The organism is Pseudomonas sp. PB120, assembly GCF_009761815.1.
Taxonomy (GTDB): domain Bacteria; phylum Pseudomonadota; class Gammaproteobacteria; order Pseudomonadales; family Pseudomonadaceae; genus Aquipseudomonas.
This window is the reverse complement of sequence record NZ_RWIN01000142.1, coordinates 59171-73633: the sequence shown is the minus strand read 5'-3', so window position 1 is coordinate 73633 and position 14463 is coordinate 59171. Positions and strand designations below refer to the sequence as shown.

The 14463-nt window shown below is 58.8% G+C and carries 14 protein-coding genes; 3 read left to right on the top strand and 11 right to left on the bottom strand.

Annotated features, from left to right (window positions below; translation table 11 throughout):
* Positions 1-205: 205 nt before the first annotated feature.
* Positions 206-2773: a DNA mismatch repair protein MutS gene (mutS, locus tag EJA72_RS26130; protein WP_178129602.1), complete on the top strand. Its 2568-nt coding sequence runs from the start codon at positions 206-208 to the stop codon at positions 2771-2773.
* Between the two features lie 142 nt (positions 2774-2915).
* A complete protein-coding gene (gene fdxA / locus EJA72_RS26125) occupies positions 2916-3239 on the top strand; it encodes a ferredoxin FdxA (RefSeq protein ID WP_157714762.1) in 324 nt (107 codons plus the stop codon).
* Positions 3240-3713: 474 nt separating this feature from the next.
* On the opposite strand, the gene rpoS is transcribed toward fdxA, so the two are convergent.
* The 8 genes from rpoS to EJA72_RS26085 form a co-directional block, all read right to left on the bottom strand.
* On the bottom strand, positions 3714-4721 hold the full coding sequence (rpoS, locus tag EJA72_RS26120; protein WP_008154012.1) for an RNA polymerase sigma factor RpoS: 1008 nt from the start codon (positions 4719-4721) through the stop codon (positions 3714-3716).
* A 105-nt stretch (positions 4722-4826) separates the two neighbouring features.
* Complete coding sequence (locus tag EJA72_RS26115) at positions 4827-5693, bottom strand: peptidoglycan DD-metalloendopeptidase family protein (protein ID WP_178129591.1); 867 nt, start codon at positions 5691-5693, stop codon at positions 4827-4829.
* Between the two features lie 202 nt (positions 5694-5895).
* Positions 5896-6531 carry a protein-L-isoaspartate(D-aspartate) O-methyltransferase gene (locus tag EJA72_RS26110; protein ID WP_178129601.1) on the bottom strand — a complete coding sequence of 212 codons (636 nt, stop codon included), beginning with the start codon at positions 6529-6531 and terminating at the stop codon, positions 5896-5898.
* 38 nt (positions 6532-6569) lie between these two features.
* Positions 6570-7319, bottom strand: a complete 750-nt coding sequence (gene surE, locus EJA72_RS26105) for a 5'/3'-nucleotidase SurE (RefSeq protein WP_157714760.1) — start codon at positions 7317-7319, stop codon at positions 6570-6572.
* Complete coding sequence (gene truD, locus EJA72_RS26100; RefSeq protein ID WP_157714759.1) at positions 7307-8365, bottom strand: tRNA pseudouridine(13) synthase TruD; 1059 nt, start codon at positions 8363-8365, stop codon at positions 7307-7309. Before truD ends, surE begins: the two co-directional genes overlap by 13 nt.
* A complete protein-coding gene (gene ispF, locus EJA72_RS26095) occupies positions 8362-8835 on the bottom strand; it encodes a 2-C-methyl-D-erythritol 2,4-cyclodiphosphate synthase (RefSeq protein ID WP_008154023.1) in 474 nt (157 codons plus the stop codon). The genes truD and ispF overlap by 4 nt, the downstream gene beginning before the upstream one ends.
* 53 nt (positions 8836-8888) lie before the next feature.
* Complete coding sequence (gene fghA / locus EJA72_RS26090) at positions 8889-9734, bottom strand: S-formylglutathione hydrolase (RefSeq protein WP_157714758.1); 846 nt, start codon at positions 9732-9734, stop codon at positions 8889-8891.
* Between the two features lie 8 nt (positions 9735-9742).
* Positions 9743-10855: an S-(hydroxymethyl)glutathione dehydrogenase/class III alcohol dehydrogenase gene (locus EJA72_RS26085; RefSeq protein ID WP_157714757.1), complete on the bottom strand. Its 1113-nt coding sequence runs from the start codon at positions 10853-10855 to the stop codon at positions 9743-9745.
* Between the two features lie 107 nt (positions 10856-10962).
* Between EJA72_RS26085 and EJA72_RS26080 the strand changes: the two genes are divergently transcribed.
* Complete coding sequence (locus EJA72_RS26080; protein ID WP_157714756.1) at positions 10963-11859, top strand: LysR substrate-binding domain-containing protein; 897 nt, start codon at positions 10963-10965, stop codon at positions 11857-11859.
* Between the two features lie 142 nt (positions 11860-12001).
* Here the strand turns inward: EJA72_RS26080 and ispD are convergent, their stop codons facing one another.
* From ispD to eno, 3 genes are all read right to left on the bottom strand, one after another.
* Positions 12002-12709, bottom strand: coding sequence for a 2-C-methyl-D-erythritol 4-phosphate cytidylyltransferase (ispD, locus tag EJA72_RS26075; protein ID WP_157714755.1), 708 nt, complete (start codon positions 12707-12709; stop codon positions 12002-12004).
* The gene (ftsB, locus tag EJA72_RS26070; protein WP_008028992.1) at positions 12706-12984 is read right to left on the bottom strand and encodes a cell division protein FtsB; all 279 of its coding nucleotides are present in this window, start codon (positions 12982-12984) and stop codon (positions 12706-12708) included. The genes ispD and ftsB overlap by 4 nt, the downstream gene beginning before the upstream one ends.
* A 171-nt stretch (positions 12985-13155) precedes the next feature.
* On the bottom strand, positions 13156-14445 hold the full coding sequence (gene eno / locus EJA72_RS26065) for a phosphopyruvate hydratase (protein ID WP_008039408.1): 1290 nt from the start codon (positions 14443-14445) through the stop codon (positions 13156-13158).
* Positions 14446-14463: the final 18 nt, after the last annotated feature.

Here is a 14463-nt window from a genome sequence, read left to right as displayed (position 1 = left end):
ATCGCGCTTGCAAGGCGCGGAGTCGGTCAAAATGTTAGCGGTCGCGGGCGCGCCGACAAGTAGAAGCGCACCGCGCAGCTTTCATCCCTGCGTCGGGCGGACTGCCCATGTTAACCTTGCGCCCATCGCGGAAAAGCCGGGTCGATGCCCCTCCTTTGCCCTACACCTTTCAACGAATTTGCCTGATTATCCGATGAATAAAGCACTGTCCGATCTGTCCTCCCACACGCCGATGATGCAGCAATACTGGCGCCTGAAGAACCAGCACCCAGACCAGCTGATGTTCTATCGCATGGGCGATTTCTACGAAATCTTCTACGAAGATGCGAAGAAAGCCGCCAAGTTGCTGGACATCACCCTGACCGCCCGTGGTCAATCGGCCGGCCAGGCCATTCCTATGTGCGGGATTCCTTACCACGCCGCCGAAGGTTACCTGGCGAAGCTGGTGAAGCTCGGCGAGTCGGTGGTGATCTGTGAGCAGGTTGGCGATCCGGCAACCAGCAAAGGGCCAGTCGATCGCCAAGTGGTGCGGATCATCACCCCGGGTACGGTGAGTGATGAAGCGCTGCTGGATGAGCGTCGGGACAATCTGATCGCGGCGGTGCTGGGTGACGAGCGTTTGTTCGGTCTGGCGGTGCTCGACATCACCAGCGGCAACTTCAGCGTGCTGGAAATCAAGGGTTGGGAAAACCTGCTGGCGGAACTGGAGCGGGTCAATCCGGTGGAGCTGATGATCCCGGATGACTGGCCCAAGGATCTGCCCGCGGAAAAACGTCGTGGGGTTCGTCGCCGTGCGCCGTGGGATTTCGAACGCGACTCGGCGCTGAAAAGTCTCTGCCAACAATTCTCGACCCAGGACCTGAAAGGTTTTGGCTGCGAAAACCTGACCCTGGCCATCGGCGCCGCCGGTTGCCTGCTCAGCTACGCCAAGGAAACCCAGCGCACCGCCCTGCCCCATTTACGCAGCCTGCGCCATGAACGCCTGGACGACACCGTGGTGCTGGATGGTGCGAGCCGGCGCAACCTGGAACTGGACACCAACCTGGCGGGCGGTCGCGACAACACGCTGCAGTCGGTGGTTGATCGTTGCCAGACCGCTATGGGCAGCCGTCTGCTGACCCGTTGGCTGAATCGCCCGTTACGTGATCTGACCGTATTGCTGGCGCGCCAGACCTCGATCACTTGCCTGCTCGACGCATACCGTTTCGAAAAGCTGCAACCGCAGCTCAAGGAAATCGGTGACATCGAGCGGATTCTGGCGCGGATCGGCCTGCGTAACGCCCGTCCTCGCGACCTGGCTCGCCTGCGTGATGCACTCGGCGCGCTGCCAGAGCTGCAAGTTGCGATGACCGAGCTCGAAGCGCCGCACATCATTCAGTTGGCCAAAACCACCAGCACTTACCCGGAACTCGCGGCGCTGCTGGAAAAAGCCATCATCGACAACCCGCCGGCGGTGATCCGTGACGGTGGTGTGTTGAAAACCGGCTACGACGCCGAGCTGGACGACCTGCAATCGCTCAGCGAAAACGCCGGGCAATTCCTGATCGACCTCGAAGCACGGGAGAAGGCGCGCACCGGCCTGTCGCACCTGAAGGTCGGGTACAACCGGATTCACGGTTACTTCATCGAGCTGCCGAGCAAGCAGGCCGAATCGGCACCCGCCGACTACATCCGGCGCCAGACGCTCAAAGGTGCCGAGCGCTTCATCACGCCGGAACTGAAAGCGTTCGAAGACAAGGCGCTGTCGGCCAAGAGCCGCGCCCTGGCTCGCGAGAAGATGCTCTATGAAGCGCTGCTTGAAGACCTGATCGCCCAGTTGCCACCGCTGCAAGACACTGCCGCCGCACTCGCCGAACTGGACGTGCTGAGCAACCTCGCTGAACGTGCGCTGAACCTCGACCTGAATTGCCCGCGCTTCGTCGATGAACCGTGCATGCGCATCAGCCAGGGCCGCCACCCGGTGGTCGAGCAAGTGCTGACCACGCCGTTCGTGGCCAACGACCTGAGCCTCGATGACAACACCCGGATGCTGGTGATCACCGGTCCGAACATGGGCGGTAAATCCACCTACATGCGCCAAACCGCGTTGATCGTGCTGCTTGCGCACATCGGCAGCTTCGTGCCGGCAGCCAGTTGTGAACTGTCCCTGGTGGACCGGATTTTCACCCGGATCGGTTCCAGCGACGACCTGGCCGGTGGGCGCTCGACCTTCATGGTCGAAATGAGCGAAACCGCCAACATCCTGCACAACGCCACCGAACGCAGCCTGGTGTTGATGGACGAAGTCGGGCGCGGCACCAGCACCTTCGACGGTCTGTCCCTGGCCTGGGCTGCCGCCGAACGCCTGGCACATCTGCGGGCCTACACATTGTTCGCCACCCACTACTTTGAGCTGACCGTGCTGCCGGAAGCGCAACCGCTAGTGGCCAACGTGCACCTCAACGCCACCGAGCACAACGAGCGCATCGTGTTCCTGCACCACGTACTGCCCGGGCCTGCCAGCCAGAGCTATGGCCTGGCCGTTGCGCAACTGGCCGGTGTGCCGAGCGAGGTGATTGTTCGTGCACGTGAGCATCTGGGTCGACTGGAAGCCACTGCCCTGCCGCATGAAGTACCGAAGGCCGCCAAAGGCAAACCGGTCGCGCCGCAGCAAAGCGATATGTTCGCCAGCCTGCCGCATCCGGTGCTGGATGACCTGGCCAAACTGGACCTGGATGACATGACGCCGCGTCGTGCGCTCGAAATGCTCTATACACTTAAGACACGGATCTAACGCACTTGCCTGCAAGCTGTTAGAATCTCGCGCGGTTTGGGATGCTGCAGGCTAATAGCCTGGCCTGCAGACTATCGCTCCCAAACCTGGCGACCCCAACGTGAAGGGGCTCCGCTGCCGCCGCCTGAGGAGAAAATTAGAAATGACCTTCGTCGTCACCGACAACTGCATCAAGTGCAAGTACACCGACTGCGTAGAAGTCTGTCCGGTGGACTGCTTTTACGAAGGCCCGAACTTCCTGGTGATTCACCCGGATGAGTGCATCGACTGCGCACTGTGCGAACCAGAATGCCCTGCCGTAGCCATCTTCTCCGAAGATGAAGTACCTGCTGGCATGGAGAATTTCATCGCACTGAATCTTGAGCTGTCCGAAATCTGGCCGAACATCACCGAACGCAAAGATCCTTTGCCCGATTCGGCTGACTGGGATGGCAAGCCAAACAAGATCGAGCAACTCGAACGCTGATCACCCCCGCGTTTCTGAAAAAGGCCCCACAAGGGCCTTTTTGCTTTTCTGCAGGCAAAAAAAAGGGGCGGTTTGACCCGCCCACATTTTTTCCCTATTCCCTGTGTTCCTTTTCATCGTCCTGATGAAACGCTTCCTGCGATGTCCATTCCCCTCTTCCTTGAAGGGCGTGTCTGTCCGTCGACACAGTTCAGATACTAAAGAATTCCCGAGCCATGACAATCGATCCAGATCAACGAAATCGACTGTCATACCTGCTTAATCTTTAAAAATAAGCTTATAAATCAAAAAGATGAGTCGATCGACCATGGCAAAGGGACGACTGCCATACTGTAAAAATAACGAACACTTACGAAAAGAGTAAGCAAAGGCTTACAACGCGAGTCTGCAAATCTGAGGTGATTACCGAAGTGACCTGAACATAAAAAAACCCCGAACCAGTCGGGGCTTTTTCAAAGCGATGCAGCGAATGGCTTATTGAAACAGCGACTCGCTCGACAGGCCGTTTTTCTCAAGGATTTCCCGAAGACGTTTCAGTCCTTCCACCTGGATCTGTCTGACCCGCTCCCGGGTCAGGCCAATTTCCAGGCCTACGTCTTCCAGCGTGCTGCTCTCATGACCTCGCAGCCCGAAGCGACGTATCACCACTTCGCGTTGCTTGTCGGTCAACTCAGAGAGCCATTGATCGATGCTCTGGGACAGGTCGTCATCCTGCAGCAGTTCGCATGGATCGGTTGGACGGTCATCGGTAAGGGTGTCCAGCAGGGTTTTATCCGAATCCGGACCCAGCGAGACGTCGACCGAAGAAACGCGCTCGTTCAAGCCCAGCATGCGCTTGACCTCTCCCACCGGTTTTTCCAGCAGGTTGGCGATTTCTTCGGGTGAGGGTTCGTGATCGAGCTTTTGTGTCAGCTCCCTTGCGGCCCGCAAGTACACGTTCAGCTCTTTGACCACATGGATCGGCAGCCGGATGGTCCGGGTCTGATTCATGATCGCGCGCTCGATGGTCTGACGGATCCACCAGGTTGCGTAGGTCGAAAAGCGGAAGCCGCGCTCAGGGTCGAATTTCTCTACTGCCCGGATCAGTCCAAGGTTGCCCTCTTCGATCAGGTCCAGTAGCGACAGTCCACGATTGACGTAGCGCCGGGCGATTTTCACCACCAGCCGCAGGTTGCTTTCAATCATGCGTTTGCGCCCGGCCGGATCACCACTTTGCGACAGGCGCGCAAAATGAACTTCTTCTTCGGGGGACAGCAGTGGGGAGAAACCGATCTCATTGAGGTACAGCTGCGTAGCATCGAGTGCACGCGTGTAATCAATGTACTTGTGTTGCTTTAACGAAGCGGAGTGTTTGGATTTGGCACGAACGGAAGGTGGAGCAGCCCCTTCATCATTCGACATCGAATCCGTACCGATGCCGGTCTCCATCAGGAGAACCTCATCGTCGATGTCAAACTCCGGCACTTCTTTACTGAGAGCCATTGTTATAGTCCTTTGGTGAGTTCGACCTCAAGCTCAAGCGACGCCTTTATCCTTGGCAACGCTGGAGCCTGTTCCCTCTACGTGACGGAACAGGCTGGTAAGCAATCAACGACGTGGCAGGAATTGCAGCGGATCTACAGGTTTCCCCTGGCGGCGAATCTCAAAATGCAGTTTCACCCGGTCTGTTCCCGTTGACCCCATTTCGGCAATTGTCTGTCCGACCTTGACCTGCTGCCCCTCCCGAACCAACAACCTGCGGTTATGTCCGTAGGCACTGACGTAGGTTTCGCTGTGTTTGATGATGACTAATTCGCCGTAGCCCCTTAAGCCACTCCCGGCGTATACCACCGTCCCATCAGACGCAGCTAAAACAGGCTGTCCCAAATCACCGGCGATATCAATTCCTTTATTCAAACTCCCGTTTGAAGAGAATTTACCAATCAGAATGCCATTAGATGGCCATCCCCAGCCGGTCGGGGCCGGGCCCGCAGGAGGCAGTGGAGCGGGTGCCGGCTTGTTGGCGACGGACGGTGCAACCACGGTTGTACTGGTCGTTGCGCCGTTTGGCTGGCGCCGGATTACCGTTGTCTTAATTGACGAGGAAGGCGTTGAATCAGAGGAACTGGCCGTCGCTACCGGTGCTACCGGCGTTGAACCGTTACGGCCGTCAAAGCGAATCGTCTGACCCGGGTGGATGGTGTATGGCTCGGCGATGTTGTTTCGCGCAGCGAGCGCCTTGTAGTCCCAACCGTAGCGAAACGCGATGGAAAACAGCGTGTCTTTAGGCCGCACGACATACTGCCCCGTGGTCACTGCCGGACGCTGGGCGACCGCGTTGTTGCGATCGACGACGCGCACGTCACTCGATTTGTTGCTGGAGCAACCCACCAGCAAGGTACTCAAGACAAGGCCAGTCACCAGGCGCTGAAAGCCGGTTATACCCATACGCTGCGCAATGACTGTGAGACTCACCCGCCGCTCCCTTTGTGGTGGCTGAAAAATGTGGAATGCCGAAGATTGGCACGCGTTGTCGCCAGTATAACGGGCCGTGCAGGCTTTACCTTTAATGATGCGAGGCACACGTTTGCTACCTGACGTTGAATTCCGTTTAACGGCTCGATGCCGCTGTAAGACACAGGCCATCGAAGAGAATTCAGCCCGTTGAAACAAATGCTCAGGCCAGTGGCCCGTTGAGCAATGGCACAAAGCGTACAGCCCCCAGAACATGCCTGGAAAAACCGTGTTCTTCACGGACGATCAACATCAATTGTTGCACTTCGCCCGCTCCGACCGGGATGACCAGCCTTCCGCCTGGCGCCAATTGATCAAGCAGCGCCTGAGGGACATCGGTCGCCACGGCCGTCACGATGATGCCGTTGTAAGGTGCCAATGCAGGCCAGCCTTCCCAGCCATCGCCCCAACGGAATACCACGTTGCGCAGGTTGAGATCGACCAGGCGTTCCTTGGCCCGATCCTGAAGAACCTTGATACGCTCGACAGAAAATACCCGCTCGACCAGTTGCGACAGAATCGCCGTCTGATAGCCGGACCCGGTGCCGATTTCCATCACCTTGTCCAAAGGACCTGCTTCCAGCAGCAGCTCGCTCATGCGAGCCACCATGTAAGGCTGGGAGATGGTCTGGTTGTTGCCGATCGGCAACGCCGTGTCTTCGTAGGCGCGGTGTGCCAGCGCCTCATCGACGAACAGGTGGCGCGGGGTACGGCGAATCACTTCCAGCACCTTGGCGTTGGAAATGCCTTCTTCATACAGCCGCTGGATAAGGCGCTCGCGGGTCCGTTGCGAGGTCATCCCGATACCGCGGTGCATCGGGTCTTGTTCACGAGCCATCAGCGCAGCCCCTCCAGCCAGCCATCGAGGCTACTGAACGCGTCGTTGAAGGTGCGATCGAGTTGCAGCGGGGTGATGGAAACATAGCCCTGCATCACGGCATGGAAATCAGTGCCCGGGCCGCCGTCTTCGGCATCTCCCGCCGCCGCAATCCAGTAACCGGATTTCCCGCGTGGGTCGACTACTTTCATCGGTGCCGCCGCACGAGCGCGATGGCCGAGCCGGGTCAGCTGGATGCCGCGGATGTGGTCCAGCGGTAAGTTGGGAATGTTCACGTTCAGCACCGTGCGCGGGGGCAGCTTCAGCTCGGCGTGAGCTTCAACCAGTTTGCGCGCAAAGTAGGCGGCCGTAGGAAGGTTCTCCACTTGCCGTGAGACCAACGAAAAGGCGAACGAAGGACGCTCGAGGAACCGGCCTTCAAGCGCTGCCGCGACGGTGCCGGAATACAGCACGTCATCCCCCAGGTTGGCGCCCAGGTTGATACCGGAAACCACCATGTCCGCTTCGCGCTCCAACAAGCCGTTAAGGCCCAGGTGCACGCAATCGGTAGGTGTGCCATTGACGCTGATAAAGCCGTTGGCCAGGGTTTGCGGGTGCAACGGACGGTCGAGCGTCAGCGAACTGCTGGCGCCACTTTTGTCCTGGTCCGGGGCGATAACCACGCATTCGGTGTAATCCGCCAGCGCAGCATAAAGCGCGGCGAGACCGGGTGCGGTTACCCCATCGTCGTTAGAAATCAGAATACGCATGGGCTGTCCGTCTGCCCCACCGGCACCAGATCGACAAGTTCACGCACCAATACAGTGGCGAAGCATCCGGCCGGCAGGACGAATTCCAGTTGCAGAATGTCAGGCTCGGGATAATGCCACGTCAACCCACCAATGGGCAGCCGCAGGATGCGGCGTTCGTGGCTCATTCCGGCGTTAATCAACCAATCGCGAAGGTCGGCTTCGCGGGCGGCGATTGCCTGCTCCAGTTCATGGACAACCCCCGTCGCCGGCGAGTCACCTTCGCCCCACTGCGGGCCGGTCGGGTGCAGGTCAAGAATCGCCAGGCGCGGGTCGCTGCACTCGGCTTCACCGGCCGGGAAAAAACTGCGGCTGTCGGTGAACGCCAGCAAGTCTCCGACCTGGGCACGCTGCCAGGTGCCATCGGCAACACGCGCGGCCAGCACCTGGTTAAACAGAAAACTGCGAGCGGTGGACAGCAACCGCGAACGCACATTGCGCTGCTCCGGCAACGCTTTCCGCGCCGCCCAGGCTCGCGCATCGATCACATTCCCGCCGTCGAACCCGAAGCGCTGGGCGCCGAAGTAGTTGGGAATGCCCTGCTTGATGATCAGTTGCAGGCGCTCTTCGATCGCGGCTTTGTCACCGGCGAATTGCGTCAGCCGCAAGGTAAAGCCGTTTGCCGAGTGGGCACCGCGTTGCAATTTGCGTTTGTGCCGACCGGTCTTGAGGATTTTCAGCGTGTCGTTTTCCGCCGCCGACAAATCCGGATCGGCCTTGCCTGGCAGTTGCACGCTGAACCACTGACGCGTCAGCGCCTGGCGGTCCTTGAGGCCCGCATAACTGACCGTACGCAACGGCACGCCAGCCGCCTTGGCGATGCGGCGTGCTGCCTCTTCAGTATTCAGGCCGCGTTTTTCGACCCAGATCCACAGGTGTTCGCCGTCGCCGCTGAGCGGGATGTTCAGGACTTCATCAACCTGGAAATCTTCCGCCGTGGCTTTCAATACGGCGCTGCCCAGGGCTTCACCATAGGCACGTGGGCCTAGCAATTGTGCTTCGTTCATGCGCGCAGCAACAAGGCAACGGAATGCACGGCGATGCCTTCTTCGCGACCGACAAAGCCGAGCTTTTCGGTGGTGGTAGCTTTCACGTTCACTTGATCCAACTCAACTTGAAGATCCGCGGCAATCAGCGCGCGCATCGATTCGATATGCGGGGCCATTTTTGGCGCCTGGGCGACGATGGTGTTATCGACGTTGCCGACTTTCCAGCCTTTGGCGTGGATCAGTGCGACGACGTGACGCAACAGCACACGGCTGTCAGCGCCCTTGTAGGTCGGGTCGGTGTCCGGGAAATGCTTGCCGATATCACCCAGCGCAGCGGCGCCGAGCAAGGCATCGCTCAAGGCGTGCAGCAGGACGTCACCGTCGGAGTGAGCGAGCAGCCCGAAGCCGTGTGCAATACGCACACCGCCCAGAGTAATGAAATCGCCTTCAGCGAAACGATGCACATCATAGCCGTGGCCAATACGCATAAAAAAACGCCCCGATTTTTGTCAGGGCGTGATTCTACCTGCTTTGGCGGACATTAGGCGCCTAGAGCGCGCGCATGATGTTGCAAGTGGTCGCCAATGAAGCTGGCGATGAAGAAATAGCTGTGGTCGTAGCCCGGTTGCAGGCGCAACGTCAGCGGGTGACCGGCCAGTTTGGCCGCCTGTTGCAAGGCTTCAGGCTTGAGTTGCGTAGCGAGGAAATCGTCTCGATCACCCTGATCGACCAACAACGGCAGCTTCTCGTCGGCCTCGGCAATCAACGCACAGGCATCCCATTCGCGCCATTTCGAGCGGTCTTCACCCAAGTAACGGGAAAAGGCTTTCTGACCCCACGGGCAATCCATCGGATTGTTGATCGGCGAGAACGCCGACACCGACTGATATCGCCCCGGATTGCGCAACGCGCAGACCAGTGCGCCATGGCCGCCCATGGAGTGGCCGCTGATGCCGCGCTGGTCCGACGCAGGGAAATGCGCCTCGACCAATGCCGGCAATTCCTGCACGACATAGTCATGCATCCGATAGTGCCGCGACCAGGGTTCCTGCGTGGCATTCAGATAAAACCCGGCACCGAGACCGAAGTCCCAGGCGCCATCCGGATCGCCCGGCACGTCAGGACCACGCGGGCTGGTGTCCGGCGCCACGATGATCAGCCCCAGCTCGGCGGCCAGGCGCATGGCGCCCGCCTTTTGCATGAAGTTCTCATCGGTGCAGGTCAGGCCGGACAACCAATACAGCACCGGCAACGTGCCACCCTGCTCCGCTTGCGGCGGCAAGTACACGGCGAACACCATGTCACAGCCGAGCACGTCGGAGCGGTGCCTGTAACGTTTGTGCCAGCCGCCGAAGCTTTTCTGGCAGGAGATATTTTCCAGGCTCATGGCCGACCTCAGAAATGGATGACGCTGCGGATGCTTTTGCCTTCGTGCATCAGGTCAAACGCCTTGTTGATATCTTCCAGGCCCATGGTGTGGGTGATGAACGTATCCAGCGGGATTTCGCCGGTCTGGGCCATTTCGACATAGCTTGGCAATTCGGTACGACCGCGCACCCCGCCGAACGCCGAACCGCGCCAGACGCGCCCGGTCACCAACTGGAATGGGCGGGTCGAGATTTCCTGCCCCGCACCGGCCACACCGATGATGACGGACTCACCCCAACCCTTGTGGCAGCACTCCAGTGCCGCTCGCATCAGCTGGACATTGCCGATGCACTCGAAGGAAAAGTCGACGCCGCCATCGGTCATGTCGACGATGACTTCCTGGATCGGGCGATCGAAATCTTTCGGATTCACGCAATCGGTTGCACCCAGCTGTTTGGCAATCTCGAATTTGGCCGGGTTGATGTCGATGGCGATGATTCGCCCAGCCTTGGCTTTTACGGCGCCGATGATGGCGGACAGACCAATACCGCCCAGGCCGAAAATGGCAACGGTGTCACCTGGTTTCACCTTGGCCGTGTTGATGACCGCGCCGATGCCGGTGGTCACACCGCAACCCAGCAGACAGACTTTTTCCAGCGGCGCTTCTTTAGGAATCTTGGCGACGGAGATTTCCGGCAGCACGGTGTACTCGGAAAACGTCGAGGTGCCCATGTAGTGGAAAATCGCCTGGCCCTTGTAGGAAAAACGCGAAGTACCATCCGGCATCAGGCCTTTACCCTGGGTCGCGCGAATCGCCTGACACAGGTTAGTTTTGCCCGACAGGCAGAATTTGCACTTGCCGCATTCCGGCGTGTACAGCGGGATGACATGGTCGCCGACAGCGACGGAGGTCACGCCCTCGCCGATGGCCTCAACCACTGCGCCACCTTCGTGACCGAGGATCGACGGGAAGATGCCTTCCGGGTCAGCGCCCGACAGGGTGTACGCATCGGTATGGCAAACACCGGAAGCCACCACACGCAGCAAAACTTCACCGGCCTTGGGCATGGCGACATCGACTTCAACGATCTCGAGAGGTTTCTTGGCCTCGAAGGCAACGGCGGCGCGCGACTTGATCATGGGTGTTCTCCAGTGAATAAAAACGAGACAACGAGTGTAATCCACCGCGTCACAGTGAATAATCGGGCCAAACGCAAAATATTATTGCTGTACAGGGATAATCCTTCATGTCCGATAACCGCTGGGAAGGTATCGACGAATTCGTTGCTGTGGCCGAGTGCAGTCAATTCACCGCCGCCGCCGAGCGACTTGGGGTGTCGTCCTCTCACGTCAGTCGACAAATCGTACGCCTCGAAGAGCGCCTGCAAACCCGTCTGCTTTATCGCAGTACCCGTCGAGTCACGCTGACCGAGGCGGGTCAGACGTTTCTGCAACATTGCCAACGTTTGCAGGATGGCCGCGAAGAAGCGTTGCGAGCGGTGGGCGACCTGACCAGTGAACCCAAAGGCATGCTGCGCATGACTTGCGCCGTGGCCTACGGCGAACGATTCATCGTGCCGCTGGTGACGCGCTTCATGGGGATTTATCCGCAACTGCGGATCGACATCGAACTGAGCAACCGCCAACTCGATCTGGTCCACGAAGGCCTGGATCTGGCCATCCGCCTCGGACGCCTGCAAGACTCGCGGCTGGTAGCGACACGCCTGGCACCACGGCGCATGTACCTGTGCGCGTCGCCCTCCTACCTCGAACGGTATGGTCGCCCACACAGCTTGTCGGAATTGAGCCGTCACAACTGCCTCATTGGCAGCACCGACCTCTGGCAACTGGAACAGAACGGGCGGGAGTTTTCCCAGCGGGTACAGGGAAACTGGCGCTGCAACAGCGGGCAAGCGGTGCTGGATGCGGCGCTGCAGGGCGTGGGTTTGTGTCAGCTGCCGGATTATTACGTGCTGGAGCACCTGAAAAGCGGCGCGTTGATTTCATTGCTGGAGGCGCATCAGCCCCCCAACACGGCGGTGTGGGCGCTGTATCCACAGCAGCGGCATCTGTCGCCGAAGGTGCGCAAATTGGTGGATTACTTGAAGGAAGGGTTGGCTGAACGGCCGGAGTACCGAAGTTGAGTGATGCGTAGTCTGCCCGGCCGCTATCGCGAGCAGGCTCACTCCCACACTTGATCTGTGGCGAACGCTGAAAACGTGAGCAATGCAAAACACTGTAGGAGTGAGCCTGCTCGCGATAGCGGTAGTAGAGACAACGAACAACTCAGCGGCGATTAGCCCAACGCTGACGCAGCCACTCAAGGTCTTCGGGGCGAGTGACCTTGAGGTTGTCGGATCGACCTTCAATCAGCCGCGGCGCCAAACCTGCCCACTCCATGGCCGACGCCTCATCCGTCACCAACGCATCCGCCACCAGGCTGTCCGCCAACGCCCGATGCAACGCGCCAAGGCGAAACATCTGCGGCGTATAGGCTTGCCAGATCACGCTGCGATCCACGGTTTCAAGCACACGACCCTGTTTATCGACGCGTTTGAGGGTATCGCGTGCCGGCACCGCCAGCAGGCCACCGACCGGATCGTCAGCCAGTTCACCCAGCAACTTGTCCAGGTCATCACGGCTCAGGTTAGGTCGTGCGGCATCGTGTACCAGCACCCATTCCTCATCATCCGCACCCAACGCATGCAGATGAAGCAACGCGTTGAGCACCGACCCGGAACGCTCGGCACCGCCTTCAACGCGTTGAATACGCGAATCGCCAGCACACGCAAGGCTCGGCCAATAAGGATCATCAATCGCAAGACTGACCACCAACCCCTTCAGGGAAGGATGATCAAGGAAACAGCCGAGGCTGTGTTCAAGAATAGTGCGCCCGCCCAGTTGCAAGTATTGCTTGGGACGGTCCGCGGCCATACGGGCACCGACGCCCGCGGCAGGAATCACGGCCCAGAAGGCCGGTAACGAGGGATTCATTGGGCCAACTGGTAAAGGGTTTCACCGTCCTTGACCATGCCCAACTCATGGCGAGCCCTTTCTTCAACGGTCTCCATACCTTTTTTCAATTCACTGACTTCGGCGTCCATGACCCGATTGCGTTCCAGCAGTCCTTCGTTCTCGGCATGTTGATCTGCGATCTGCTGAGTCAGCTCTGCCACCTGCGCCAGACTGCCATTACCCACCCACAGGCGGTACTGCAGGCCAGCCAGCAACAAGAGCAAGACGAGGAACAACCAATTGGGACTGCGCATCGAATATCGGGTATCCAGTGAAAAAAGACAGCCATGCAAAAACTTTGAAGCTTCTGATAGCACGAAGCCTGGAAGACCCAGGCTTGTGCTTATAAGGCATCAGATTAGTGGCAAATTCATCGCTTTTGCGATTTTTCCGACACAATCCGCTGACTTTTTTTCAGTTTACGATCAACCGCGGAATTCGCTGCGACCGTTGTACTTGGCTTTGCCATTCAACTGCTCTTCGATACGCAGCAGTTGGTTGTACTTGGAAACGCGGTCGGAACGGCACAGGGAGCCGGTCTTGATCTGGCCAGCCGAAGTGCCCACAGCCAGGTCGGCAATGGTCGAATCTTCGGTTTCGCCGGAGCGGTGCGAGATCACGGCGGTGTAGCCCGCAGCCTTGGCCATCTGGATGGCTTCCAGGGTTTCGGTCAGGGTGCCGATCTGGTTGAACTTGATCAGGATCGAGTTGGCGATCTTTTTATCGATGCCTTCTTTCAGGATCTTGGTGTTGGTCACAAACAGGTCGTCGCCTACCAGCTGAGTCTTCTCGCCGATTTTGTCGGTGAGGATTTTCCAGCCAGCCCAGTCAGACTCGTCCAGGCCATCTTCAATGGAGATGATCGGGTAGCGCTCGGTCAGGCCTTTCAGGTAATCGGCGAAACCTTCAGCGGTGAACACCTGGCCTTCGCCGGACAGGTTGTATTTACCGTCTTCGTAGAACTCGCTCGCCGCGCAGTCCAGGGCCAGGGTCACGTCGGTGCCCAGCTTGTAACCGGCGTTGGCCACGGCTTCGGAGATCACTTTCAAAGCGTCTTCGTTGGAAGCCAGGTTAGGTGCGAAACCACCTTCGTCACCGACCGCAGTGCTCAGGCCACGGGCCTTCAGCACAGCTTTGAGGTGATGGAAAATCTCGGTGCCCATGCGCAGACCTTCCGAGAAAGACTTGGCGCCAACCGGCTGAACCATGAATTCCTGGATGTCGACGTTGTTATCGGCGTGCTCGCCACCGTTGATGATGTTCATCATCGGAACCGGCATCGAGTAAACACCCGGAGTGCCGTTCAGGTTGGCGATGTGAGCGTACAGCGGCAGGTCCTGGTCCTGTGCTGCAGCCTTGGCCGCGGCCAGGGAAACGGCGAGGATCGCGTTGGCGCCCAGGGAACCTTTGTTTTCAGTGCCGTCGAGCTTGATCATCGCGTGATCCAGCGCCTTCTGGTCGCTTGGGTCTGTACCTTTCAACAGGTCGCGGATCGGACCGTTGATGTTGGCGACGGCTTTGAGAACGCCTTTGCCCAGGTAACGGCTCTTGTCGCCATCACGCAGCTCGAGCGCTTCACGCGAGCCAGTGGAAGCACCGGACGGCGCGCAAGCGCTACCGATGATGCCGTTATCGAGAAGCACGTCCGCTTCCACGGTGGGGTTGCCACGGGAGTCGAGAACTTCACGACCTTTGATGTCGACGATTTTTGCCATTGTTGTAAACACTCCAAA

Bases quoted from the DNA above. Each gene is read 5' to 3' on its own strand.
- rpoS (WP_008154012.1), bottom strand. From the start codon at position 4,721: ATGGCTCTCAGTAAAGAAGTGCCGGAGTTTGACATCGACGATGAGGTT.
- ispF (WP_008154023.1), bottom strand. From the start codon at position 8,835: ATGCGTATTGGCCACGGCTATGATGTGCATCGTTTCGCTGAAGGCGAT.
- ispD (WP_157714755.1), bottom strand. From the start codon at position 12,709: ATGAATCCCTCGTTACCGGCCTTCTGGGCCGTGATTCCTGCCGCGGGC.
- surE (WP_157714760.1), bottom strand. From the start codon at position 7,319: ATGCGTATTCTGATTTCTAACGACGATGGGGTAACCGCACCCGGTCTC.
- fghA (WP_157714758.1), bottom strand. From the start codon at position 9,734: ATGAGCCTGGAAAATATCTCCTGCCAGAAAAGCTTCGGCGGCTGGCAC.
- EJA72_RS26110 (WP_178129601.1), bottom strand. From the start codon at position 6,531: ATGACCTCGCAACGGACCCGCGAGCGCCTTATCCAGCGGCTGTATGAA.
- EJA72_RS26080 (WP_157714756.1), top strand. From the start codon at position 10,963: ATGTCCGATAACCGCTGGGAAGGTATCGACGAATTCGTTGCTGTGGCC.
- ftsB (WP_008028992.1), bottom strand. From the start codon at position 12,984: ATGCGCAGTCCCAATTGGTTGTTCCTCGTCTTGCTCTTGTTGCTGGCT.
- eno (WP_008039408.1), bottom strand. From the start codon at position 14,445: ATGGCAAAAATCGTCGACATCAAAGGTCGTGAAGTTCTCGACTCCCGT.
- truD (WP_157714759.1), bottom strand. From the start codon at position 8,365: ATGAACGAAGCACAATTGCTAGGCCCACGTGCCTATGGTGAAGCCCTG.
- EJA72_RS26085 (WP_157714757.1), bottom strand. From the start codon at position 10,855: ATGATCAAGTCGCGCGCCGCCGTTGCCTTCGAGGCCAAGAAACCTCTC.
- fdxA (WP_157714762.1), top strand. From the start codon at position 2,916: ATGACCTTCGTCGTCACCGACAACTGCATCAAGTGCAAGTACACCGAC.